Genomic DNA, 24,228 nt, shown 5'->3' with positions numbered 1-24,228 from the left:
TCCAAAATTTAGTTTAAAAACTTGTTGACTTAATAAAACCCCTCATGGTACATTGTGTATGCACAACATGTACAATTTGATGAGGAGGCACGGTATGCTGGCATTAGACATTCGAAATATAAATAAGCAATACCCGAATTTTGAGTTAAAGGACGTATCGTTTCAACTGGAAAAGGGATATATTATGGGATTCATCGGTGCCAATGGTGCAGGAAAAACAACCACGATAAAATCAATCTTGAAAATGATTCACATTGATAGCGGCGAGGTATGCATTTTGGGCAAGAACATCGCCGAACATGAAATCGAGTTGAAGCAAGAAATCGGATACGCATTCGGCGGCTTCGAATTTTATACTCGAAGCAAGATGAAAACGTTGACCGATGTAATTAAGAAGTTCTACAAGAATTGGGATGATGAAACCTATTACAACTATCTGAGAAGATTCAAATTGGATGAAAACAAAAAAATCGCCGAATTGTCGACAGGAATGAAAGTAAAGTACAGCTTGGCCATTGCTTTATCCCATGGTGCGAAGCTACTCATTCTTGATGAACCGACAAGCGGACTTGATCCGGTCGCAAGAGATGGTCTGTTGGATATTTTTCAAGAACTCGTCGTTGATGGCGAAATCAGCATTCTTTTCTCTACTCACATTACATCTGATTTGGAAAAATGCGCGGATTTTATTACCTATATCGAAAACGGGCAAATTATTAATAGTGCAGAGAAAGAAGAATTTATGGAATCATATCGTTTACTGAGTGGTAGCGAAAGCCAGCTTAGCCAGGTGAAAGAACAATTGATTTCTTACAAAAAGAATTCATTTGGTTTTACAGGATTGATCCATACCAAAGACTTAGATCCATCTTCCGATGTGAAAGCAGCCACACCGAGTCTCGAGGAAATCATGATTTATTTCGCGAAAAAGGAGGATATGTATGTATAACTTATTGATAAAAGATTTGAAATTAGGCGTAAATCCGTTGTTTTTTGTATTTCCTTTTTTGATGGGCGCCTTAATGCTCATTCCGGGTTGGCTGTATATGATTGTGGTTATGTATTTTTTCTGGGTATCAGCACCGAATTTGTTCGCCCAATTTAGAGGCGCCAACGATTTACTCTTTACCTCGATGATGCCTGTAACCAAGAAAGACATAGTGAAGGCAAGGGTGTCCGTTTTTGTTATCTTGGAATTAATGCATATTGTGATCGCTATGATCTATGGTTTGTTCACGATTCACCTATACCCGAATGTGACGTACCATTTCTTCGCGCCGTACATGGGTTTCTGGGGTTTATGCTTTGTCATGTTTGCGATCTATAACATTATCTTGATACCCATGTTTTACAAGACGGCGTATAAATATGGTGCAGCGCAGCTTGTATCTATAGCGGCTGCTATGCTTTTTGCCGGAGTTGCACAGTGGGTCGGAATCGAGAATTCTTATGTGTCAGACATTTTCAATGGTAGCGGTGCTGATAATACGACGCTTCAAATATCCATTCTGATTGCAGGAATCGTGATATTTGCTGCATTCACCATGATAGCTTATCGGATTGGGGTTAAGCGATTCCTAAAAGTGGAAATCCTATGAACTTATTAATCTCGAACACATCTGAGAAACCAATTTATCAGCAGCTTTTCGAACAAATCAGCGCCCAAATTCTGAAAGGTGAGTTAGAAGGCGGCTATTGTTTACCGCCCATTCGGCAGGCTGCCCTGGAGCTTCGTGTTAGCGTCATCACCGTAAAGAAAGCTTGGGAAGAGCTTGAACGAAGCGGTTTGATCAACACCGTAACCGGCAAAGGATGCTTTGTCGCCGAATTTTCACCCGAGGAGATGCTGCTGATGCGCAATAAGACGGTTTTGAAGCAAATGGAAAGCGACACTTCCTACTACAAATCCTTCGGCCTTACCTTGGATGAAGTCATTGAGCTGTTGAAGATGATTTATTGAAAAAAGGAGCTATTCCTGTCATGTGGCTTGGGCAACCCGCGATATCATCCGCTTCCGCGCGGCAGACGGATCTGGATTGGATCCGCATATCAATGACGCTCGTCGTCGTTTTGTATCATTGCTCGATGTTTTTCAATCCTCAGCCCTGGCATGTCAAAAACAATGTGATGGATAACGGCTTCATCTTCGCCTATACGAACCTTGTCGTGAATTGGATGATGCTGGTCTTTTTTGCGGTGTCCGGGATCAGCGCGTATTATTCGCTGCAGAAACGGGACTCGAAAGGCTTCCTGAAGGAACGGCTGCTACGCCTCGGCGTTCCGCTGGCGTTCGGCATGGAAGCGTCGATGCCCATTTATGTGCTGCACCAACCGGTGATTGTCACGATCGGTTATCTGATATACGCTCTCCGTCGGCCGGTTCCGGCGAAGCTTCTCTTTCTGCTTGCGGCGGCAAGCCTTGTAATTATGCTGCTTTACCATTTTGTGATTCGTAGGAACCGCGTGCTACGGGTGTTGTTCGGCATGAAGGCCGCCAGGCGACTGCGAAGAAAATAAATTTATGAATAAAGGAGATGAAACATCATGATAGGACTCGATTGAACGGGGAAGGCTGGGAGGTTCATGCGAGATGGCAATTGGCTCGTTTCCGCGCCGGCTTCGGCTCCCGGTAGACGGAGCGGATTGACGAACTGATTCGGGTCAGCCCGAAGTTTCAGCAGTGGTGGCCGGATCTCTTGTCTTGATATCGAATCGTCACTCCGATGATCATGTTCACAACAACGTTCCATATGAGTCCATACAAACCAATCAAGGCACCCAACAGGGTGCCTTTCGATTTCGTCGTTCGAGTGATACGGTGAACCGTATCATAAGTGACGGCAAGTTTTATGAGGTTGTGGACAGTCATCTGTCAAGGTTTTTGTCATAACTGTTCCCCTTTCCAATTAACGTGACCGAAGGCTTTCTGTTATTCTTCGTATTCGTCGTGTAGGCGCCACCACGTGTACGGCGGGGTTTGTGGCCACCCTTCAGGGGAGTCTTCCCAGTCTTCTTGACGGCCAAAGGGCGTAAGGTCTAAGAAATTGAAATCGGCTCTGAGTCTATCGACGCCGCGTGACGTTGTAAAATAGGTACGAAAGATTCTGTCATTATCGCGGAGGAAGACACTAAGTCCAAATCCTTTGCCAACACCGCAGTCTAAGTTGAAATCGTAGCCGTTCGAAGAGAACCAAGGCACATTCCAGCCCATGCGTTTCTTATAGGGCTCGAACTGCGACAGCGGCGCGGGGGAGACAAGAATGAAGGTGGTATCACGGGCGTGCAGATGGGCGAGATGGCCGATGTTGTCGACAAAGGATGAACAGCCGCGACAACGGTTGTCGGAGCCCGGATCCATCATAAAGTGGTAGACGATGAGCTGGCGGCGTCCTTCAAAAAGATCAAGCAGGCCCGCTGTGCCATTTGGACCCTCGAAGGTGTAAAATTTGTCGAAGCGGACCATCGGAAGTCTTCTACGCTCTGCGGCGAGCGAGTCCAAAGTTCGGGTGAGCTCTTTTTCTTTAATAAGCAGCTTTTCACGAGCAATCCGCCACTCGTCTTCTGAAACGACTGACGGAAGCGCTGTTTGATTCGGTGTCATTTCTTCCTCCTCTAATCGATTATTAATTTTGGATAACATTACTAGTTAGTATGACCGCGGCAGCGAAATTTTGAGCTGATTTCATTATCTTTAATTTAAGACAATGGTACAGTGATGTTTCAGCCATGTCAACAAAAAAATGGATTTTACTGGATAATGGCCTACATGCAAGGAATCAAATAAAAATTGAAAGATATATTGAATTAAGTAAGATTCGCAATCTAATCGTACATTATATTCACGGGACATGATGCATCTTGTTTATTCTTGACTCTCGAAAGTAACATCATTTCTTTCATTCTATGACGGTTAGGAAGTGTCGGGAATTATGGGAAACCGGACGTTTTTAAGTGTTACTGCGGAGGCAGTAGATGGACAATATGAAGATGTTGCCTTTGAGACGAACAGTTTTCTCGCACTTTTGTGGTTCAGCCTCGTCAGTCAGGAGCAATACCAACGTTATCGCGGGCAGCTTATAACAACGTGGAATGAGCTTAAACCCCATCTGAAAAATGAGGAGCTTGAGGATTTACCCGAGTGGGAAGCATTCGCGGAGGCATTAAATTGGCATATTCCATGGGGAGAGGCTGCAACGCAATTGCGACAGAGCTTGCCTGTTACATTGGCACGTTTCCCGATGCTTGGTCCTTATATGTTAAAATGGCTGGAAACTTTATTTACACATGTGCAAACGCATCAATCTCCCGTTGTTCATTTGGAACTATCGCAGTATTTTCATCTCTATGAGGCCCCCCTTCAGTACTTGGAGCAGATTGAGCATTGCCTTCATTTTTGGTGGCGTCCAGACGAATTTGAGCGCTGGGACGATAAAATGAATCCGTACCTGTTGGGAGGCGAGCATGTACCAAAGAGAGAAGGGAATGGTGAAGACCAGCAAAAAGATGAACCAATGGCTACGTCGGAGATCGAAGAAACATGGATTGCTAATTCGAATTTTGCCAAAAAGCGTTCTTCGAAACGGTTGGAAGGGTTATATTTCTGGCTGCTTGCTACCCTATCGGCAGCACTTTTTTTAGGAACTTTGCTATTGACCACAAGCAAGTGGCTGGCAGTTCTAGCTTTCCTTCTTCCTTCTCTCTGTATCGTTTTGTGGGAGCTACTTATTCGCCCTAGAAAGATCCCCTCTACCAAGAAAGAAAGATCGGTTCCATCACTTGTAACAAGCAAGATCACGTATTACGATGGAACTTCGCCGATAAAACTTCAAGGCATCGAAGCCGTCAATTTGGGTGAAACCGATTCTTTCACTGTACTTTGGCATCACATTCTGCGTGCTCAAGTTAGCCTGCCGAATCAAATCGTGCTTATACTCCACACTGAATTTGAAAGTTTGTATCCGTCGCCTGCGATTGTTATTCATGACGACGACTTAGCTGCTGAACATATCGCCTCTGCCGCTAATTCTATTGCCAATCTTTGGCGGCTTTAGTTACAAAAATAGTTCTCCGATGACTTGCTAGTTTTAGTGACAGAAGCGTCAAATGCGGCAATTCAGCGAAGCGGTTTACCTGCACAAAATTTCAGCGTTTCTCCAAAAAAAAGCGACAATAGTGTCCAAAGTGGAAAGTCGCAACTGTCGCTTTTTTCGCTTTTTCAAGATGGTAGGCGGAACGCAAAAAAGGGCGGACAGTGCTTAGAAAAAGAAGAACCCTTGGATGCTCTCCAAGAGTTCTTCTACCTTGTTATTAGTAGTCGGCCAAGCCCAGGTAATGCAGCGAGAACAGGTTCTCGAAGCCGAACGAGGACCACACGTAGTCAAATCCGAATAAGAACCGCGAGGTGTTTTTGTTGGCCACGGTCAGGGCCGCGTAGGCGGCATTCGCCTCGAAGAAACTCTGTAGGCGGGTCTTTCCGCCGTCGATCGCCTCGTAGTACTTGTAGACGAAGAAGAACGGATTATCCCACTCCAGATGCTCCTTGTCCACCGCGACGTAGTCGTTCCAGTCGTCTCCTGTCTCACCCTCCGGCGTGGGGATCGGAAGCCACAAGAAATTATTGACTCCCCTGCTGAACGCCGGGACAGTATGAGCGATAGGGTTGATCATTTTACCCTTAGCCAGTCCGTCGTGGACGATGCTGTCCGCGCTAAGACCCTTGGCGGCGGTGAATCCCCAGAAGAAGGCCGTATAATAGTTGGAGTTTAGGCTAGCCGCGCTTTTGCGGTCTAAGAAGTACTCCTTACTATCTTTTTTCAGGGAAGCCCCATCGCTGTCACCCCGGCTGCCCACCACAAGGTCCATTATTCCGGTCTTATTCTCCTTAGCCAAGCTCGCGGCCAACTCCTTATAGTAGATGCGCTGGTCGGTATTCTTGAAGAGACCAAATTCCTTATCCTCTTTCAGACATTTCATGAAGAATGCGATGTCGTCCTGAGCTGTGTCCAGTCCTCTTTGAAACTCGACAGGGGCCGAAAGGGCGACGGTTGGAACGGATTTCCCTTCGGTCTGCTTGCGGTAGGCGTCGTAGTTGTCAATGTACTTGGCGATTTCGCCTTTCGTCAGTGGCAGGCGAGAGACGGGCCATTCCGGAATAACGCTTATCGGAAGATTCTCCTGAACGATGTTGTAGACGGAGACGTCATTCAGGTACTTGCTGTCGTTTTTGAAGGTGGAGTAGGGAAAGTCGGACACGGACTTCTCGTTCTTGTCCTCCTCGACGCCGTTCCATTCGAAATTGCCCTTCGAAGGCTTCATCTTATGCGTGTAGGTGAACGATGGCACGTCTTCAGCAAGTCCGAAGATTTGGATTCCGGCGACCTTGCCGCCTAGCTTCTTCTGTTCTGCTTTCAGAGCGTCGTACAAATCTACAGCTGTCTTGTACTGTCCGGCATCTAACAGAACATTATAGGTCTGTCTGAATTTGTTGACGAACAGCTTGATCGAAGCCAAGTCCTGAGCCGTTACCTTCTGGCTGTTGTAAATGAAGTAGTAGTGTCCTTCCGGAGCAGCGGTTCCTGTAGTGATGATGACCTGCTTGCGGCTATCGTCCCATTTGACGTCAGCTCCGAAGCTCTCCGCAACGAATCGAGCCGGGACGAAGGTTCTTCCTTCGATTTGGGTTGCGGCCACATCCAGTGGGACTGTCTTGCCGCCGACCTCTGCCTTGGTGTCATTTAGGCGAAGAGTGATGGCAATGGCGTCCTTTTTGCCTGTGATCGTCTGCGTGGAGCTATCCCAGCCTACCTCTGCGCCTAGGCTTTCAAAAATGGCGCGAAGCGGAACCATCACGCGTCCGTTAATCTGTTGAGGAGCGACGTCAAAGTAGATGGGGCGGCTGTCGATGGTCGCCATGGTCTCAGAGTTTTCACCGCTGGCAGCAGCGAGGCTGCCAAAGGGGAGTAAAGTAAAAATGAGAATAATCAGAAATGCAGAACACCAGTGAAACTTTTTCACGTTGGTCTTTCCTCCTAAGTTGATGTTATCTTACCAATTTTTTCACAATTGCTTATTGCAGTCAATTGTACAACCATTCTGTACACCTGAATGTTGCCAAGTTCAAAGCTTTCTATTGAAAGATCCCTCGCGGGGTCTTTTGATTTTTTTGTGCTCGTTTTTTGTTTGGTGGTTTTTCTTTAAATTGGTAGTGCAGTAGGCCCACAAAAAGGCAGACAGGAAAACTTGCCGTTTCAATTAGCACGAAGAACCGTATCATAAGTGATGGTAGAGATACGGAAAGAGTCCGTTGTTTCAAAAGAAAAAGGCTGTAACCTTTATTGGCTACAGCATTTCTCTTTGATTTCTTATATCTTGAATCTCGTAATTGCTTCCTGCAGCTCATCTGCCATGTTAGAAAGGCTATTAGATACACTACTTACTTCTTCCATAGAAGCCAACTGTTGTTCAGTTGCAGCTGCTATTTCTTCCGCTCCAGCTGCGACTTCATCAGACTGACGCTTCGTATTCTCAAGCGATTTAACTATATCTCCAGCGCTATTGTGTATTTTTTCCATTATAGGCAATTTACTGAGGAACGTCTGATCAATAGTATCTACTTGATTTTTTATTTCGCTGAACTTAGATCCTACTTCATTCCCTTTACGAACTCCATCAGAGATTTTTCCAGCTCCATTCTCTACGGATACTACTACTTGTTTAACATTATCTTGAATCTCACTGATTAACGTACTGATATCGTTAGTGGCATTCTTGGATTGTTCTGCTAACTTACGAACTTCGTTTGCTACCACTGCGAATCCCCTACCATGTTCACCAGCTCTAGCTGCCTCTATACCTGCATTTAGGGAAAGAAGATTGGTTTGATCCGCTATACCTTTAATTATATCGACAATATCATTAATATTAGATGATTTACTTTCTAAGTTCATCGTTGATTGTAGAATAAATTCTGACATGGTTTTTATTTGTTCGATATGGGATACTAGTTCAGCTACAATATCAGCACCTTCTGCAGTCTGCAGTTTAGCATCCTTAATTATGGCAAGTATTTTGACATTTCTATCATGTATTTCTTGGATATGAGATTTTATTTGCTCTGCATCATCCAGAACGTTACCAACTGTAAATGTCTGGTTTTCAGTGCTCGCACTAACTTGTTGTATAGATGATGAAACTTCTTCTAGAGATTTAGCTGACTCCTCCGCTGAAGCAGATAGTTCCTCTGCTGTAGAAGCAACATTCTGCGAGGTATCTTTAAGTTTTCCAATTATTTCCTTAAGGTTTTCAACCATGTTATTGAATGTGTTTGCCACTAAACCAATCTCATCTTTTCTTTTTAAATCTAAATTGACTGTTAGGTCTCCCTGCTCTACTTCCTTCATTTTTCTAACCAAAAGAATAAGCGGAGTTATTGCACTAGAGATTATAGGAATCATAACTATACTTGCAATAATGATAGCAAACAATGCAACAATTAAGAGAGGTTTTACAACGGTAGATGCTACAGCTTTTATATCACTATCCATAACATCACCTGCAATAACCCAACCTGTTCTATCAGTCCTAGAAAATGCAAATGTTTTAGCATTACCATTTGCATCGTAATGTACGATACCAGATTTCTTACCTACAGTTTGTAAATAATAATTCTCATTACTTGCATCTTTATCCATCAAATTATTGTCTGGATGATACACAAATATACCGTTTCTATCAAGCAAAGTGGCAAAGCCAGTTTGACCTAGTTTAACTTGTTTAATTATATCTGCTATGAATCCAAGATCTAAGTCTATACCTACAACACCTAATAATTTTGAATTTTCATAGACTGGTTTTGAAAGAGTCATAATCTTTTGACCAGTAAACGCATCTTTGTAGACATCAGACCAGTAATATTCACCAGGTTTTAATGCTGACGCACTTTGATAAAAAGGTCTCTTTCTAGGGTCATAATCAGCTGGTGTATTAGTTCCTTTATTAGCAATGAATTTTCCATCCGTCTGACCGAAATAAACAGACATAAGATGTTTATCGGATCCCAACAAGTTATCCATTGTAGAGACGACTCCACTATTGTTAGTTTTTTCTTGAATATTTTTTTCTAAGACATCTGCTATATTCTGATATCTGTCTAAATTAGTACTCAATACCTCATGTAGTTCTTCCATTCTCTGAACTGATTCATTATCAAGGGCATTGATCATTGCTTGTGATGAATACTGGTAGGACAAGTAAGTCATCACTGCAATTACAATGACCGTGAGTAGACCACTTGGAACTAAAATCCGAGCGGCAAGACCTGATTTAAATAACTGTTTAATTTTTCCCAAAAACACCATTCCTTCAGTATGTAATTAAAGAGGATAATTTTCCCTCTATTTTTCCAGAAAATAATACTACTATAACTAATAGAAACAGTCAATTTGGGATTTATTGGATTGTTTATTCCCTCCGCCTTACTCCCACAAGGCTTTTCCTTCAATTCCGAGATAATCATTGCTGATCTTGAAGGCAGAGAAAAGAATCGAGGAAAGGCTTGAGAAGGCTTTAAAAAGCAGAGAAAAAAGACTGGAGATTGATCGAGGTTAGCATCGACCAATTTCCAGTCTTTGGTGAGTTGAGGACAGTAATTTGAGTAAAAGACAGATATTCAGGTTCGTTGACAGGAATTACTGTTGTTTGAAACTTGCCTCTGCCTCGCAGCCTCAAACAACATAACAGTCCCAGCCATCGCAACATTAAGCGACTCCGCCTGTCCATGCATCGGAATAATCGCCCGCTGTGTAACCAGCTGTTCGACCTCTGATGAAAGACCTTGTCCCTCATTGCCGAGTACAATCCAGCTAGAACGGGTTAGATCAAGCTCGTAGTAGCTGGCCTCAGCTTGAAGTGAGCTGCCAATAATCTGTACGCCACGATTGGATGCCTCCAATAATAGCTCTTGCAGATCACCTTCAATAATTGGCAAATGGAATAGGGAACCCATCGTCGAACGGATCGTTTTCGGATTGTATAGATCCACTGTTCCACGTCCAAGTACAACTGCATGCGCACCAACCGCATCCGCACTTCGAATAATCGTCCCTAAATTTCCGGGGTCCTGAACCCCATCTAGTGCGACAATCAATGCATTCTCATGCTCGAATAGATCAGCTGCATCGGTTCCTCTTTTATCTACAACCGCAAATGTACCTTGAGGGGTCTGTGTATCCGAGCATTTTTCCATAATTGCCGAAGTGACACCAACCCACTCGACTTGCCCTTCACTTAGTGCGCGAAGCTCACGAGGCAGTCCTTTATCCAAATCATACACAATGGTTCGAACAGGTGCCTGATGTTTAAGTGCCTCTTCGATCAGATGTGTACCTTCAATCAAGTATTGACCTTGCTTTTGACGACCTTTACGATCCAAAAGCTGTACCCACTGTTTCACGCGGGGATTTTGTGTAGAACTAATTTCACTATGCACTATATTCACTCCGTAAATGCCAATTCAAATTTTTGTATATCTTCATTATGTCCAAGCACCACAAGGATGTCATTTTCTTTTAACGGTTCATCTACTGCCGGTGGAATAATGAGCTTATCGCCTTTTTTCAGGGCAATAACGTTACATTTATATTTCGCGCGAACGTCCAATTGACGGATTGTTTGTCCCACCATAACGCCTGAGGGATGTGTTTCCACAATGCTATAATTGTCTGACAGCTCTATGTAATCGATAATGTTTGAGGAAATCAAACTATGTGCAACACGCTGCCCCATATCCCGCTCCGGGAATACGATTTTATCAGCACCGATTTTTCGGAGTACGCTACCATGCAGCTCATTCGCTGCTTTTACAACTAGACCTTTGACACCCATTTCTTTTAAAATCAATGTCGTTAAAATCGATGACTGAATATCCTCACCGATCGCGACAATAACTACATCAAAATTCCGAATACCAATCGCACGTAGTGCATCTTCGTCTGTACTTTCGGCTTGCAGCGCATGTGTAACAAAGGGTGAAATCTCCTGAACCTTCGATTCACTGGAATCAATAGCAAGCACTTCAAACCCTGCTTTTGATAGGTTTTTTGCGACGCTCGAACCAAATCGGCCAAGTCCTATAATGGCGTATTGTCTTTTCACGAAAACCCTCCTCCTCCAAGTTTCCTATATGAAAACTACATTATAAGTTACAACAATTTATTATTCCCTATTATAACATAATTTTATGTTACCCCTAAAAATAATGGCTCGAGCATGTCTTATTCCTCTTTGAAGCATAATAAGCTGTGATTGTTACATCTAGATTAGATTGGGAGTGAACATCACCGATGAACTTAGATTTAAGACACGCTATTTTCCAACGAATCAGTAATAAATCCGATGCTGAACTTCAAGAAATCATTGACGATTCCATCGGCGGACAGGAACAGGTATTGCCTGGTCTTGGCGTTATCTTTGAACATGTGTGGAAGAGTATTGATCCATCTCTGAAAAATCAACTTATTACCGCTCTGCAGCAAGCACTCAAGAAAACCTAAATTCCTCGCTTGAAATAAACAAATACCATAGACCTTCTTTATCATTACAAGAAAGTCTATGGTATTTCATTTCATTTTATTTTCCTTCGCACTTTTTTTACCACACTCATTTTTTTTCGTGTAAGGCCAATTACTTTACGGAATATTCGTTTATCTTTTAATTTCCGAAAAATGAAAGGATCAGGACTCGTATTCACTTCGATGATCCATGGTTTAAGCGCATGGTCGACAGCAATATCAAGACCGATATTCCGAATTCCTGAATACTGTTTATGCAATTGCCGTGCAACACGTTGGCCTAGGAATCGCAAATTAGCAATAAAAGCACTCTGCTTCATCACATTCATATGGCCGTGTAATAAGGTTTCAACCGGCTTTAGCATGCCGCCGCCGTGAACGTTCGTAATAATTTTACCTGGGGATGCCACCCGACCAATCATCGCTGTCGTTTCCCAAGTTTGCTGCCTATTTAACTGAACCATGACCCGAATATCAAATGGTCGTGAATTGTAACGAAGTAGGTAAATTCCTTTCTGCACTAAATAAGGCCTTTTTTTAATGGTTAGCTTTATCGATCGATACAGATCTTCTACATTATTGAACGTTTTTACTTTATATATATACTGATACTTATATGCCTTTTTACTTGCCTTTGAATCCCAATCAATTCGCATAACGCCTCTGCCATGCATGCCTACAACAGGCTTAATATACACCATATGATGCTGCTGTAACATCTTTTTTAATGATATTTCGGTCAAAGGTAGTGTCTGCGGAACATAATTATTAATTCCGGAATCCTTTTTAAGCGTCTGTGTTTTTCTCCATTTGCTATGCACAAATCTCCCCAACCGTGCTCACCTCATCTTTTTGATCTTTGCTGTATAAATCGCTGCAAGTTCGGTTGAGTTTATCTTAGAACCGACACAATATAGTATGATGAGCTCTTTTGTTTTGCATAGGCAATACACAGCATGCATGCGCTGTATATTAAAAAAGCATCCCCGAATTTTCTCGGAGATGCTTGATATATCCTATTCTATTTAAGGAGCATTCGGTAAAAATTGTGTGGTTGGATTACGATCAATCGCGGATCTAAGCGCATATTCACTCTCGAATAAGGCAACAAAGTTACCATTCTTATCTTTTACAAGATGAGAGTTGATTCTAAATTTGCTTGGATCAATCTGATCCGCCACAATCCAACGTGCAAATTGGAAATTTAGTCGCTGTAACTGAATGTCAACGCCATACTCCCCGCGCATCCGATGTTCGAATACTTCGAATTGAAGTTGGCCAACAACACCAAGAATCGTCTCATCAAATACACCCGCAGAGGTAAACACCTGAATCGTGCCTTCTTCAGTCAATTGATCAATACCTTTTTGGTACTGTTTATGTTTAAGTGCATTTTTAACAGTTACTTTACAGAATAATTCCGGCGAGAACGTTGGCAATTCATCATACACGATGCTCTCCCCTTGAGATAAGGAATCTCCAATTCGGAAAATACCGGGATCAAATAAACCGATAATATCCCCTGCATATGCCTCTTCGACGATATCGCGATCTTGCGCTAGGAATTGCTGCGGTTGAGCAAGCTTAATATCTTTACCTGCACGAACATGACGCACTGACATACCACGCTCAAACTTACCAGATACAATACGCAAGAAGGCAAGACGATCACGGTGTGCTGGATTCATATTCGCTTGAATCTTAAACACATATCCTGAGAATGCTGGCTTCGTAGGTTCGATAGCACCTTCTGAAGAATTACGCGGCTGTGGGGCCGGCGCAAGCTGAAGGAAATTTTCTAAGAAAGTCTGCACACCAAAGTTATTCACCGCAGAACCAAAGAATACAGGAGTTAACTCACCATTTAGAACCTTATCCATGTCAAAAGGATCCCCTGCAACATCAAGCAGTTCCAACTCTTGGCTTAACTGCTCATACAAATGCTCCCCTGCAATCTGACGTACGAGAGGGTCATCATAGCCGCTTACCGGACGCACTTCAATTTCGCTATGATCATCGCCTTGGAACAACTCTAATTGGGTTTTCTGACGATCGTATACCCCACAGAGACTTTTTCCCATCCCAATTGGCCAATTCATCGGATAAGAACGAATACCAAGCACATTCTCTAGCTCTTCAAGCAGCTCGAATGGATCGCGTCCTTCACGGTCTAATTTATTTATAAAGGTAAAAATAGGGATATTGCGCAAGCGACATACTTGGAACAACTTAATCGTCTGCGCCTCGACACCCTTGGCAACGTCAATTAACATAACCGCAGCATCCGCTGCAGTTAATGTACGGTACGTATCTTCAGAGAAATCTTGGTGCCCCGGTGTATCCAGAATGTTAATCTTATGTCCTTGATAATCAAATTGCATCACGGAAGAAGTAACAGAGATCCCTCTTTGTTTCTCAATTTCCATCCAATCCGATGTTGCAAATTTACTAGCTTTACGTCCCTTTACTGTTCCCGCAAGACGAATCGCACCCCCGAATAGCAATAGCTTCTCGGTAAGTGTCGTTTTACCAGCATCCGGGTGGGAAATAATTGCAAACGTTCTGCGTTTATTTACTTCCGTAATTAATTTTTTTTGTTCTTGTTCACTCATTGTCGATTGAATCCCTTCTATTTTAACTGCTCAACTAAAAATGCCCGTGCAGGAGCAGCATCAATACCTGTAAGCTTAAGTGGTGCAATCACCATAAAGTAAGTTCCTGCTGGAACGTCTTTTAGACGAAGTCCTTCTACGATATGCACTCTATTCTTCAATAAAGAGCGATGTGTTGGATATTCCGGTTGTGCTCGTTCGATCCCAAGTCCATCAGTACCTACCCCACGTAGTCCTCGCTCGATTAAATACTGAGCACCGCTTTCAGCTAGGTAAACAAAATTAAAATCAAATTCCTCGGATAATGAATTCCGAGTTTTTAAAAGCACCCATTCCCCTTCTTGCAGAGCAAATGACTCTAAATGTTCCCGTTCGATCGCCTCTTCGATATGAGTCAAATCAACTACACGTGCCGTACCCACTAGTTGATTCAGTGGAATTGCTTCGATAGTTTCTCCGCCTTCAATCATATGCAAGGCTGCGTCTAGATGTGTACCACAGTGAACATCAAGTGCAATACGGGTTTCATGTACTTTAGAGTTTGAGAAATTTGCCATGTTGCGAATTTCTGGTTTTTTCTCTTCTTTATTTTTATACACTTGCATGCTTTCTTCAATTGTCATCGATATATCAAATATTTTCATATGAAACTCCATTCCTTCCAGGAAGAATTATTCTTGCCCGTGAACAGGCCACCATTTGAAACCATCCTTCTCAAGCAGTTCATTCGCGCCCTCAGGTCCCCAAGAGCCGGCTGGATACAGTTGCAAATCTTCTGTCGTCTCTTTCCATGCTGCAGCAATCTTATCGACATACTCCCAAGCATGCGCAACTTCATCCCAACGCGTGAAATACGTAGAGTCACCGCGTGACGCATCATAAAGGAGCAGCTCATAAGCCTCTGGCGTATTCATGCCCACTACGCTGCTTTGCGCAAAGTCCATCGTAATTGGAATAACCGAGCCTTCACCACCTGGTTGCTTCGCGTTCATCTTCAAGTGAATGCCTTCAACGGGGTGAACACGGAACACAAGTAAGTTCGGCTCCAGTTCATGCTTTTCAGTCAAATACACATTGTCGGGAACATTCTTGAATTCAACCACAATTTCAGTCGTCTTCGCAGGTAGTCGTTTACCCGTACGTACGAAAAATGGCACACCTGCCCAACGGAAATTATCCACGAATACTCGTGCAGCAAAATAGGTCTCCGTTGTTGAATTCGTGTTAACTGAATCCTCTTCACGATAGGCCGACAGCGCTTTACCTTCTGTCTCCCCGTTTGCATATTGTCCACGAATCACGTTAGCTCGTACATCATCTGATGATGTAAAAGCACGAAGTGAACGTAGCACCTTCACTTTCTCATCCCGGATATCTTCTGGTAAAAGACGGCTAGGCGGTTCCATTGCCATCATAGCGAGCATTTGCAGCATATGATTTTGTCCCATATCACGCAAAGCCCCTGCATGGTCATAGTAACCTCCACGCTCTTCAACACCCACAGTTTCACTTAAAGTAATTTGAATGTTAGAGATATGTCGATTGTTCCAGAGGGGTTCAATGAACGCATTTGCAAAACGAACGATTCCAATATTTTGAACCATTTCTTTACCCAAGTAATGGTCGATCCGATAAATGTCTTGCTCCTCAAATACTTGACGTAGTTGTGTGTTCAATTTTTGTGCGGATGGCAAATCATAGCCGAAAGGCTTCTCAATAACAAGACGATGCCAGCCTTCAGTCTCAAGCAATCCACCTTCACGAAGGTTAAACGCAACATTACCAAAAAGCTCAGGTGCGAGTGCAAGGTAAAATAGACGGTTGCCCCCCGTCTGGAATTTCTCATCTAATTCTTCAGTCAGCCCTCTAAGAGCTTTAAAACCATCTACATTATTAATGTCTAGAGACATGTATTGAAAATGTTCAGCAAAGCTTGAACAACTCTCATCTTCCTCAATGGAGTAGCGCGCAAATTGATTAATGGACTCACACACATCCTTACGGAATTGTTCATTCGTACGAGGACGACGAGCTAATCCTACAACTGCAAAGTTCTCTCCCAACTTGCCTTCGCGATACATGCTGTAAATTGCGGGAAAAAGCTTTCTTTTCGCAAGATCCCCCGTTGCTCCAAAAATGAAAAATACTGCGCCTATCATGAGTTCATCATTCTTTCTGTATAAAATTTATTAGGAATAGCATACCGAAATTAGACAAGGGATTCAACTTCTCCATGCTTATTTACGATATTTTTTCCCGACAAACCGCAAAAAGACAACGCAAACTGCAGCTATAACAAGCCACACAACATAGTTTACCATGTCTCAAATCTCCTTTTCTCTATTCCACCAAGCCTTGTTTAAAGGCATAAATAGCAGCTTGTGTACGATCATCTACTCCTAGCTTAGACAATACGTTCGTTACATGGAACTTAACTGTCTTAATGCCAATGAATAACTCATCTGCAACCTCTTGATTCGATTTACCAGCCGCAATAAGTCGCAGCACTTCCATCTCACGTTCTGTTAAGTCTTCGTGCGGTGCAGCTACTTGCTTGGGTTGTCTAAAGCGATTCATTAATTTGGATGCAACTTGAGACTCCAGAATGGATTGACCCTTAGCTGCTGCTCGAATAGCTCCTGTAATTTCACCTGCGCGTGAAGTTTTAAGTAAATATGAAATAGCACCCGCTTCAAGCACAGGGTACATTTTTTCATCATCCAAATAACTTGTAAGTACAATAACCTTGCTCTCTGGGTTGCGTTCTATTAATCGACGCGTAGCTTCGATTCCATCAATGCCGCCTTCCATCACTAGATCCATCAAGACAACGTCTGGATTATATTCCTCTGCCATCGTAATTCCTTCTTCACCAGAACTGGCTTCACCGACAACCTCAATATCTTCCTCTGTCCCCAGAACAGCCGCTAGACCGATTCGTACCATTTCATGGTCATCCACTAACAGTACTTTGATGATTGAGTCCTCCATTATCGATCGCTCCCTCCGCTATGATTGGTACACGTATCTCAATACGAGTCCCTTGTTCAGGTGCTGCAACTATGGAGATTGAGCCACCGATTTCACTCACTCTTTCCTTCATCGTTGCAAGTCCATAAGATGATTGCTTCTTGGAATCATTAAGATTAAATCCGACTCCATCATCACGAATCATAAGACGTACCCCATCTATTCGCTGTAAAAGCTTAAGTTCAAGCTTCGTTGCTTTAGCATGACGAAGTGAATTGGATAACGCTTCTTGTACAATACGAAATAGGTGGTCTTCGATACCTTTTGGCAAAGCAATATCTTCGTCTGCCTCCCACTCTATATCCATAACCCCTTTGGCACGCAGTTCCTGTAGTAAATCACTTAATGCAACAGATAACCGTTTACCTTCCAGATGTACAGGTCGCAGATGCATCAAGAGTGCTCTCATTTCCGATTGTGCAACAGATGACATTTCCTCAATTAAGAAAATTTGCCGCTTCGCTTTTTCAAAATCTTTGTCCATAATTCGCCCGACTGCTGTAGCTGTCATTGAAATGGCAAACAACTGCTGAGATACTGCATCATGCAGCTCACGAGCCAACCGTTGACGTTCTTCAACAACCGCAGAGAATTTCGCTTTCTCCGCCAATTGAGCATTATGATTCGATAATCTTTGCAAAGAATTCACTTGTTCTTCCCACTTTTTCGTAACTCGATCTAATTGCTGACCCAATCGGCCAATCTCATCTTCACCTAAGTTTAGTGTAGCTCGAGCAAAGTTACCCTTTTCCAAGAGTTGCATCGTCTCCATAATAGGCTCTAGTCGGTGTCTAATACGATTGGAAGACCAAAAACCATAGACCCCGCCAGTTATGATCGGTACAGCAAGTTCAATTGCAACCAGAAGGAAGAAATCGCTTGTCCAAGCCTCAACCCTTGCCAGCAATCCGAAGTAATTCAAACTGTACATGATCGCTCCGACAATAATAAAGCTAAAGACAATGGATTCCCCCATGCTCCGCCATATCATATTCGTAAGCTTTTTTTTGTAGCTTTGCATGAGTCATCCCCCTTATCCTAATATTTTCACATCTACATCTCCTACGATATATGAAATGAGAAGTTTCACCTTGTGGTTACTCGTTTCATAATTTGGTGAACGCCAATGAATGCGATTCATGATACCATGTTCACGTTCTTGATGAACATCAATGGGTCCTAGAAAGCTGAATGCTTCTACGGATACACCAAGTTCTTCTGGAATTCGTATGTCTATATCACCAATCATACCTTGAAGTAAAATCGTTGTTTCTTTTTGCTCAATAAGCGCCATTGACAAATCGATATGCACTTCACCAAACATGAACCAAATGGAGGTATCACGCAACACCCATGGCTCATCTCCTAAACGAAGCCCACCGAGGATATTTTGCTTTTGAATATGATAATCCTGCTTTTGGACCTTCTTGGATTGATAATAAAAATAAGCAAGTGACAGTAACGTGATTGAAATCACAGCAGCCAAGTGCTCGGCTAACAGAAACATCAATCCAATCGCAATCCAGATTAACCCTTTACGGTTTCCTAAGGTCCGAAGCTGATAAAAACCTAATAAAAATATTAATATGGCAACCACGGGAAAAGAACCAATCAGTCTTTGAAGTATGAGAAAAACACCTGCACAAATTAGAAAAAGTGCTGTGTTACGATTGCGGTTATTTTTCACTTGATCTCCCATGTTGCCACCTCCCCTAGTTTATACTATTGTATCCTATCCCTATTAAACTGAACATAGCCCTGGGACGGTACATTAACCCCGACCTTAGTCGTGGCATTCGCCAGATCCATTCTAAGCTTATCCAAATCGCAATTCTTTCATAAATAATCATAACAACGGTTATGATTAGCCACCTATCTGTGACATTCGACGAATAGTCGGCGTATGGGACTGAGAAGAATTCGTTAGCTTTAGAGCCATCTCGTGTGTTTCTGGTTTTTGACCCAGTGCACGGTAAAAGAGTTTCATTAGATCCTCTTCATTTCCAAGATGAGGACGTACATTAAATTCATCTGACCAGTATAGACATGGTTTAATATTCCCATCCGCAGTGAGGCGAAGACGATTGCAAGTTTGACAAAAATGATTACTGACTGGATGGATCAGCCCAAAAGAGCCTTGTGCACCTTTAATCCGATAGTTCTGTGAAGGACCATTCCCATACACTTCAGCAGATTCTTCAAACATATAGCCCTGCCCTTCACATGTTTCAAGCACAGTTGATAATGGAACATATTTATTTTTCCAACCTTGATCATCATGACCAATTGGCATGTATTCAATGAATCGAACTTGAATATCACGATCTAGTGTCAGCCTTAGGAAATCCATAATCTCATCATCGTTAATACCTTTCATCAAGACAACATTTATTTTAATCGGATATAACCCAACCCGATAAGCAGCTTCGATCGATTGCAGCACTTTTTCAATATTCCCACCCCGAGTGATCATAGCAAACCGCTCAGCTTGAAGTGAATCTAAAGAAATGTTGATTCTCGTCAGTCCTGCCTGCTTTAACTGATCTGCCTTTGCTGCAAAATAAATCGCATTTGTCGTTAAAGCGATATCCTCTATGCCAGGAATATTAGCTAGCATCGCTACTAACTGCTCCACATTTTTACGAACAAGCGGCTCTCCACCAGTAAGACGAAGTTTACGGACGCCATGATTTGCAAGTACACGAACAACTTCAGTAATTTCGTCAAAAGTCAGTAACTTCTCACTTGGTTCGAACTCCATACCTTCTTCCGGCATACAGTACACACAACGAAGATTACAGCGGTCTGTGACCGAGATTCTCAAATAATCATGTATGCGATTGAATGAATCCACTAAACCTGCGGACATAAGCAGCCCCCCTCTTTTTTCATTATGTCATATCTCTTTGCCGAAATGATAGGATCATGCCTTTCATAAAAAAACAGGCAATGAGCGGCGTAATCGCTCAGGCGCCTGTTTTGGTTTGAATTCGTTATTTCAAATTCTGCGTGAAGAATTGAGTAACCTTGGTTAAGTATTCATCCGGTACCGCATTGTAGGCTCCTACGTGTCGATCACCAGGAACAAGCCACAATGAAGTGTTCGGACTTCCAGAAGCCTTCATTAACTGCTCACTATTACTTGCTGGAATCTTACCATCATTCGTCGTATGTATGAGCAATACTTGTTTATCTTTAAGCTTCGTAATCGACTCAATTGGTCGTACTTGATCAGGATCTAAACCTGTCAGCATGGATGTTTCCCATATGACAAGTGGAGTAAAAGGGAATGCAGGCAAATTGCTCCATACAGGCAAGTTATCTTCTAGATAGGGACGCATATCTGCAAATGGTGAATCCGCGATAACCGCTTGAACATCGGATACTTCTGGCGCAGCATCAATCGAGACGACAGCACCCATGGAATACCCCACAAGCCCGATCTTCGTATAACCGAGACTCTTCGCATAATTGACCGCGGCAATCAAATCTGATTTTTCAAACAAACCTACGCTTGTTACCGTTCCCTCCGATTCACCCGAGTTGCGGAAATCGAATAAAAGTGAAGCAATCCCTTGCTTTTGAAGCGCTTGTGCAGTTGGTAAAGCTGGTTTCTCCCCAGATCGATTACCTCTGTAACCATGTGAGAAAATAACGATCCGATCTTTATTATCACCGGCAGGAATGAGCCAGCCCCGAAGCAGTGTGTCATCGTATGCGCTGTTAAATTGTACATTGGTATACGTCATCTGTAACTTTTCAGGTTTATTGGTAATTGGATCTTTAGCGGGATGTGTTAAATTCCAGCCCACAAATCCGGAAATGCCGGTTACCCCAAGAATGACAATCATCGCAAATATAATTGCACTAATTCCAATCCATCGACGGCGACGTTTAGGTTTACTTTGCTGCTGTATGCGCACCTTATTAGGTAACATATTTGGCGCTTCTGACAATCGAAGACCTCCCCTTAAATTCTTCTCATTTTATTCTATGAGCGCATTATAATCTCTTTGCCTAAAAATTTCTACAAGAATCTGCAACTTGTGAAATGATTACAAAAGATAAAATACAAGACCCCTAACGACATTTCTGTCGATGGGGTCTTTATCATTTCAAGCAACAATTTTTAGACGATATCGTAGCCTTGATCTTCGATTGCTTCTTTAATTGCTTCCAATGATAGTTTGGATTCGTCAAACTCAACTGCTACTGTACCAGCTGACAAATCAACTTTGCTGCTTGCATGAATTCCGTTTAGTGCACCTTCAATGGCATTAACACAATGGTTGCAAGACATACCTTCAACTTGTAAAGTTACATTTTTCATCGTTCATTTCTCCTTTTATGGTCAGATTTTATATTTTTAGTATACCCCCCTAGACTATAAAGGTCAATGGGATGCCTACTTCACCAGCCTGATTCCCTCCCAATTACTTAAGTTTTACACGTTGTAATCGGAGTGCATTTAGCACAACGGAAACCGAACTAAGTGCCATAGCAGCCCCAGCAAGCCAAGGCGCTAGGAAACCAATTGCAGCAATCGGGATACCAATCACGTTATAAGCAAGTGCCCAGAACAAGTTTTGCTTAATATTAGCCATCGTTTTTCTACTCATAAAGATGGCATCAGGAATACTGTTTAAGTCGCCGCGAATTAATGTCACATCTGCCGCTTCCATGGCAACATCTGTACCTGTGCCAATCGCCATACCAATATCAGCTGTAGCAAGTGCTGGAGCATCGTTAATACCATCCCCCACCATCGCAACTTTCTTGCCTTCTTCTTGAAGCTTCTTCACTTCAATAGCTTTACCTTCTGGTAATACCTCACCTAGTACGTGATCAATTCCCGCTTGATCGCCAATTGCTTTTGCTGTACGTGAGTTGTCGCCTGTTATCATGACGACTTCAATGCCAAGATCTTTCAACCGCTGAACGGCTTCTTTTGAAGTTTCTTTAATGGTATCCGCAACAGCTACTAAGCCCGCATACTGCTTATCAATTGCAACAAGCATTGCTGTTTTCCCCATCTCTTCAAGGCTGTTCATCGTACTTACAATTTCTTCAATGCCTACATCATTCTTAGCCATCAATTTACGTGTACCCACTAACACTTCTTTACCTTCGACAACTGCACGGATACCGTACCCAGGAATCGCTTCAAATTCCTCGGTAGCAGGAAGCTCAATGCCTTTTTCTTTAATCCCTGTAACAATTGCTTCAGCAAGTGGATGCTCGGAATTACGCTCAGCAGCTCCAACCCATTTTAAGAAGTCATTTTCATTGTTGCTGCCTTTCAAAATAACATCTGTAAGCTCGGGTTTACCTTTTGTAACTGTGCCTGTTTTGTCTAAAATAATCGCATCGATTTTATGTGTTGCTTCTAAATGCTCGCCACCTTTAAACAAGATCCCTAGTTCTGCCGCACGACCTGAACCAGCCATAATGGAAGTTGGGGTTGCAAGACCAAGCGCACAAGGACAAGCGATAACGAGAACGGCAATTGCTTTTTCCAAGCTGTTTGCGAAGTTACCTGCATCAACAATGAAGTACCATACTAAAAATGTAACGACTGCAATACCCACAACAATTGGAACGAAAATACCAGAAATTTTATCTACTACACGTTGAATGGGTGCTTTTGAACCTTGCGCTTCTTCAACGACCTTAATGATTTGTGCTAATGCTGTTTCTTTCCCCACCTTAGTGGCTTCTATTTTCAAAATACCGTTTTTGTTAATCGTTGCACCAATTGCTGCATCTCCTGCATGCTTTTCTACCGGGAGACTTTCTCCAGTTAACATCGATTCATCAACAGAAGATACCCCTTCTACTACGATACCGTCGACAGGAATTTTTTCACCGGGTTTTACAATGATCACATCACCTTTAACAACTTCTTCAACAGGAACACTTATTTCTTGACCCTTACGGATAACAAGTGCAGTCTTTGCTTGCAGACCCATTAAAGTTTTGATTGCTTCAGAAGATCTACCTTTTGCTAGAGATTCAAATAATTTACCAAGCAGGATCAGTGTAATCAGAACCGCACTTGTTTCATAATACAGCTCAACCATATGATGACCGGTTTGAGCTATGGATTGGATCGTTAGGTAAAGGCTGTAGAAATATGCAGCAGAAGTACCTAGTGCAACGAGTACGTCCATATTTGCACTACCGTTACGTAAAGCCTTATATGCACCCACATAGAATTGTCTACCAATAATGAATTGCACTGGTGTTGCTAATGCAAATTGGAACCAGGGGTTCATAAACAAATCCGGTAACCAAATGAATGAAGTAAAAGAAAAATGACTCACCATCGCCCATAGGAGTGGAAACGATAGAATAGCTGATAGGAGCAGCTTCATTTTTTGCTTTTTAATTTCTTTCGCTTTACGATCTCCACTTTCTTGTACCTCTTGCTTAGGAGCTGCCTTATAGCCCAGCTTATCAACTTGCTTCACCATATCGCTAACAGTTACATCCCCCGGCAAATATTCTACATGGGCCGTTTCAAGTGCAAGATTCACAGTAGCCTTCGCAACACCTGGTAGCTTATTTAGTCCTTTTTCAATGCGAGTCGCACATGCCGCACAAGTCATACCTGTGATTTGAAAATCAATTGTCTCTTTTACCGTGTCATAACCGAGTGAATTAATTTTCTGCTCCAGGTCTGTACGACTTGTTAGGGTAGGATCGAACGTTACGGAAGCTTGCTCTAGGGCAAAATTGACAGCTGCTCCAGATACACCTTCAATCTTGTTTAACCCCTTCTCTATCCGATTCGCACAAGCAGCGCAAGTCATACCTGCAATTTGTAGGGTGGTTTGCATTTGAGCCCGTGAGTGGTTTGCCACATTTATCTCCCCTTCAACATACCCCCATAGGGTATATATAATTTCAAAAAAAAGATCACCTTCTATTTAATATACTATACCCCCCACCCCTATGCAAGATTTATTTTTCCTAAATATTAACTCTAAATTTTAAATATTATTATTAATCAGAACCGT

At 42.6% G+C, this 24,228-nt stretch carries 22 protein-coding genes; 6 read left to right on the top strand and 16 right to left on the bottom strand.

Annotated elements, in window-relative coordinates; all coding sequences use genetic code 11:
* Nucleotides 1-94 precede the first annotated feature (94 nt).
* From ACSBOP_RS04695 to ACSBOP_RS04680, 4 genes are read left to right on the top strand one after another with little or no spacing between them, the layout of a single operon-like run.
* Entirely contained in the window at nt 95-949 is an 855-nt protein-coding gene (locus ACSBOP_RS04695) for an ABC transporter ATP-binding protein (RefSeq protein ID WP_442603286.1), read from the top strand.
* A complete protein-coding gene (locus tag ACSBOP_RS04690) occupies nt 942-1,598 on the top strand; it encodes an ABC-2 transporter permease (protein ID WP_442603285.1) in 657 nt (218 codons plus the stop codon). Before ACSBOP_RS04695 ends, ACSBOP_RS04690 begins: the two co-directional genes overlap by 8 nt.
* Nucleotides 1,595-1,960 carry a GntR family transcriptional regulator gene (locus ACSBOP_RS04685; protein ID WP_442603284.1) on the top strand — a complete coding sequence of 122 codons (366 nt, stop codon included), beginning with the start codon at nt 1,595-1,597 and terminating at the stop codon, nt 1,958-1,960. The genes ACSBOP_RS04690 and ACSBOP_RS04685 overlap by 4 nt, the downstream gene beginning before the upstream one ends.
* 20 nt (nt 1,961-1,980) lie before the next feature.
* On the top strand, nt 1,981-2,517 hold the full coding sequence (locus ACSBOP_RS04680) for an acyltransferase family protein (RefSeq protein WP_442603283.1): 537 nt from the start codon (nt 1,981-1,983) through the stop codon (nt 2,515-2,517).
* 412 nt (nt 2,518-2,929) lie between these two features.
* On the opposite strand, the gene ACSBOP_RS04675 is transcribed toward ACSBOP_RS04680, so the two are convergent.
* On the bottom strand, nt 2,930-3,601 hold the full coding sequence (locus ACSBOP_RS04675; protein ID WP_442603282.1) for a DUF899 domain-containing protein: 672 nt from the start codon (nt 3,599-3,601) through the stop codon (nt 2,930-2,932).
* A gap of 328 nt (nt 3,602-3,929) precedes the next feature.
* Between ACSBOP_RS04675 and ACSBOP_RS04670 the strand changes: the two genes are divergently transcribed.
* Nucleotides 3,930-5,051, top strand: a complete 1,122-nt coding sequence (locus ACSBOP_RS04670; RefSeq protein ID WP_442603281.1) for a hypothetical protein — start codon at nt 3,930-3,932, stop codon at nt 5,049-5,051.
* Nucleotides 5,052-5,307: 256 nt separating this feature from the next.
* Here the strand turns inward: ACSBOP_RS04670 and ACSBOP_RS04665 are convergent, their stop codons facing one another.
* The 4 genes from ACSBOP_RS04665 to ACSBOP_RS04650 form a co-directional block, all read right to left on the bottom strand.
* A complete protein-coding gene (locus ACSBOP_RS04665) occupies nt 5,308-7,014 on the bottom strand; it encodes a copper amine oxidase N-terminal domain-containing protein (RefSeq protein ID WP_442603280.1) in 1,707 nt (568 codons plus the stop codon).
* A 347-nt stretch (nt 7,015-7,361) separates the two neighbouring features.
* Nucleotides 7,362-9,347, bottom strand: coding sequence for a methyl-accepting chemotaxis protein (locus ACSBOP_RS04660; RefSeq protein WP_442603279.1), 1,986 nt, complete (start codon nt 9,345-9,347; stop codon nt 7,362-7,364).
* Between the two features lie 320 nt (nt 9,348-9,667).
* Nucleotides 9,668-10,489, bottom strand: a complete 822-nt coding sequence (locus ACSBOP_RS04655; RefSeq protein ID WP_442604377.1) for a TrmH family RNA methyltransferase — start codon at nt 10,487-10,489, stop codon at nt 9,668-9,670.
* Nucleotides 10,490-10,491: 2 nt separating this feature from the next.
* Nucleotides 10,492-11,151: a potassium channel family protein gene (locus ACSBOP_RS04650; RefSeq protein ID WP_442603278.1), complete on the bottom strand. Its 660-nt coding sequence runs from the start codon at nt 11,149-11,151 to the stop codon at nt 10,492-10,494.
* A gap of 188 nt (nt 11,152-11,339) precedes the next feature.
* On the opposite strand from ACSBOP_RS04650, the gene sspI reads away from it, so the two are divergent.
* Complete coding sequence (gene sspI / locus ACSBOP_RS04645) at nt 11,340-11,549, top strand: small acid-soluble spore protein SspI (protein ID WP_442603277.1); 210 nt, start codon at nt 11,340-11,342, stop codon at nt 11,547-11,549.
* Nucleotides 11,550-11,620: 71 nt separating this feature from the next.
* Here sspI and ACSBOP_RS04640 read toward each other — a convergent pair whose 3' ends face one another.
* From ACSBOP_RS04640 to ACSBOP_RS04590, 11 genes are all read right to left on the bottom strand, one after another.
* Nucleotides 11,621-12,400, bottom strand: a complete 780-nt coding sequence (locus tag ACSBOP_RS04640; protein WP_442603276.1) for a YheC/YheD family protein — start codon at nt 12,398-12,400, stop codon at nt 11,621-11,623.
* A 192-nt stretch (nt 12,401-12,592) separates the two neighbouring features.
* Nucleotides 12,593-14,179 (bottom strand): peptide chain release factor 3, encoded by a 1,587-nt coding sequence (locus tag ACSBOP_RS04635; RefSeq protein ID WP_442603275.1) that lies wholly within the window; start codon nt 14,177-14,179, stop codon nt 12,593-12,595.
* Nucleotides 14,180-14,196: 17 nt separating this feature from the next.
* On the bottom strand, nt 14,197-14,823 hold the full coding sequence (locus ACSBOP_RS04630; RefSeq protein ID WP_442603274.1) for a cyclase family protein: 627 nt from the start codon (nt 14,821-14,823) through the stop codon (nt 14,197-14,199).
* 27 nt (nt 14,824-14,850) lie between these two features.
* Nucleotides 14,851-16,338 carry a glucose-6-phosphate dehydrogenase gene (zwf, locus tag ACSBOP_RS04625; RefSeq protein ID WP_442603273.1) on the bottom strand — a complete coding sequence of 496 codons (1,488 nt, stop codon included), beginning with the start codon at nt 16,336-16,338 and terminating at the stop codon, nt 14,851-14,853.
* A 181-nt stretch (nt 16,339-16,519) separates the two neighbouring features.
* The gene (locus ACSBOP_RS04620; protein WP_442603272.1) at nt 16,520-17,170 is read right to left on the bottom strand and encodes a response regulator; all 651 of its coding nucleotides are present in this window, start codon (nt 17,168-17,170) and stop codon (nt 16,520-16,522) included.
* Nucleotides 17,133-18,230, bottom strand: coding sequence for a histidine kinase (locus ACSBOP_RS04615; RefSeq protein WP_442603271.1), 1,098 nt, complete (start codon nt 18,228-18,230; stop codon nt 17,133-17,135). Before ACSBOP_RS04615 ends, ACSBOP_RS04620 begins: the two co-directional genes overlap by 38 nt.
* Before the next feature lie 12 nt (nt 18,231-18,242).
* Nucleotides 18,243-18,908 (bottom strand): cell wall-active antibiotics response protein LiaF, encoded by a 666-nt coding sequence (gene liaF / locus ACSBOP_RS04610; protein ID WP_442603270.1) that lies wholly within the window; start codon nt 18,906-18,908, stop codon nt 18,243-18,245.
* Nucleotides 18,909-19,073: 165 nt separating this feature from the next.
* On the bottom strand, nt 19,074-20,078 hold the full coding sequence (moaA, locus tag ACSBOP_RS04605) for a GTP 3',8-cyclase MoaA (protein ID WP_442603269.1): 1,005 nt from the start codon (nt 20,076-20,078) through the stop codon (nt 19,074-19,076).
* A gap of 124 nt (nt 20,079-20,202) precedes the next feature.
* Nucleotides 20,203-21,165: an alpha/beta hydrolase gene (locus ACSBOP_RS04600; protein ID WP_442603268.1), complete on the bottom strand. Its 963-nt coding sequence runs from the start codon at nt 21,163-21,165 to the stop codon at nt 20,203-20,205.
* A 173-nt stretch (nt 21,166-21,338) separates the two neighbouring features.
* Nucleotides 21,339-21,539: a copper chaperone CopZ gene (gene copZ / locus ACSBOP_RS04595; protein WP_442603267.1), complete on the bottom strand. Its 201-nt coding sequence runs from the start codon at nt 21,537-21,539 to the stop codon at nt 21,339-21,341.
* A 103-nt stretch (nt 21,540-21,642) separates the two neighbouring features.
* A complete protein-coding gene (locus ACSBOP_RS04590) occupies nt 21,643-24,048 on the bottom strand; it encodes a heavy metal translocating P-type ATPase (protein ID WP_442604376.1) in 2,406 nt (801 codons plus the stop codon).
* Nucleotides 24,049-24,228: the final 180 nt, after the last annotated feature.

This window comes from Paenibacillus sp. KN14-4R (genome assembly GCF_052180255.1).
Taxonomy (GTDB): Bacteria; Bacillota; Bacilli; order Paenibacillales; family NBRC-103111; genus Paenibacillus_AM.
Note: the sequence above shows the minus strand (reverse complement) of the source record. Positions and strands in the feature narration are given on the sequence as shown.

Bases quoted from the DNA above. Each gene is read 5' to 3' on its own strand.
- ACSBOP_RS04630 (WP_442603274.1), bottom strand. From the start codon at position 14,823: ATGAAAATATTTGATATATCGATGACAATTGAAGAAAGCATGCAAGTG.
- ACSBOP_RS04670 (WP_442603281.1), top strand. From the start codon at position 3,930: ATGGGAAACCGGACGTTTTTAAGTGTTACTGCGGAGGCAGTAGATGGA.
- ACSBOP_RS04620 (WP_442603272.1), bottom strand. From the start codon at position 17,170: ATGGAGGACTCAATCATCAAAGTACTGTTAGTGGATGACCATGAAATG.
- liaF (WP_442603270.1), bottom strand. From the start codon at position 18,908: ATGGGAGATCAAGTGAAAAATAACCGCAATCGTAACACAGCACTTTTT.
- ACSBOP_RS04680 (WP_442603283.1), top strand. From the start codon at position 1,981: ATGTGGCTTGGGCAACCCGCGATATCATCCGCTTCCGCGCGGCAGACG.
- ACSBOP_RS04695 (WP_442603286.1), top strand. From the start codon at position 95: ATGCTGGCATTAGACATTCGAAATATAAATAAGCAATACCCGAATTTT.
- ACSBOP_RS04635 (WP_442603275.1), bottom strand. From the start codon at position 14,179: ATGAGTGAACAAGAACAAAAAAAATTAATTACGGAAGTAAATAAACGC.
- moaA (WP_442603269.1), bottom strand. From the start codon at position 20,078: ATGTCCGCAGGTTTAGTGGATTCATTCAATCGCATACATGATTATTTG.
- zwf (WP_442603273.1), bottom strand. From the start codon at position 16,338: ATGATAGGCGCAGTATTTTTCATTTTTGGAGCAACGGGGGATCTTGCG.
- ACSBOP_RS04615 (WP_442603271.1), bottom strand. From the start codon at position 18,230: ATGCAAAGCTACAAAAAAAAGCTTACGAATATGATATGGCGGAGCATG.
- copZ (WP_442603267.1), bottom strand. From the start codon at position 21,539: ATGAAAAATGTAACTTTACAAGTTGAAGGTATGTCTTGCAACCATTGT.
- ACSBOP_RS04675 (WP_442603282.1), bottom strand. From the start codon at position 3,601: ATGACACCGAATCAAACAGCGCTTCCGTCAGTCGTTTCAGAAGACGAG.
- ACSBOP_RS04690 (WP_442603285.1), top strand. From the start codon at position 942: ATGTATAACTTATTGATAAAAGATTTGAAATTAGGCGTAAATCCGTTG.
- sspI (WP_442603277.1), top strand. From the start codon at position 11,340: ATGAACTTAGATTTAAGACACGCTATTTTCCAACGAATCAGTAATAAA.
- ACSBOP_RS04685 (WP_442603284.1), top strand. From the start codon at position 1,595: ATGAACTTATTAATCTCGAACACATCTGAGAAACCAATTTATCAGCAG.
- ACSBOP_RS04590 (WP_442604376.1), bottom strand. From the start codon at position 24,048: ATGCAAACCACCCTACAAATTGCAGGTATGACTTGCGCTGCTTGTGCG.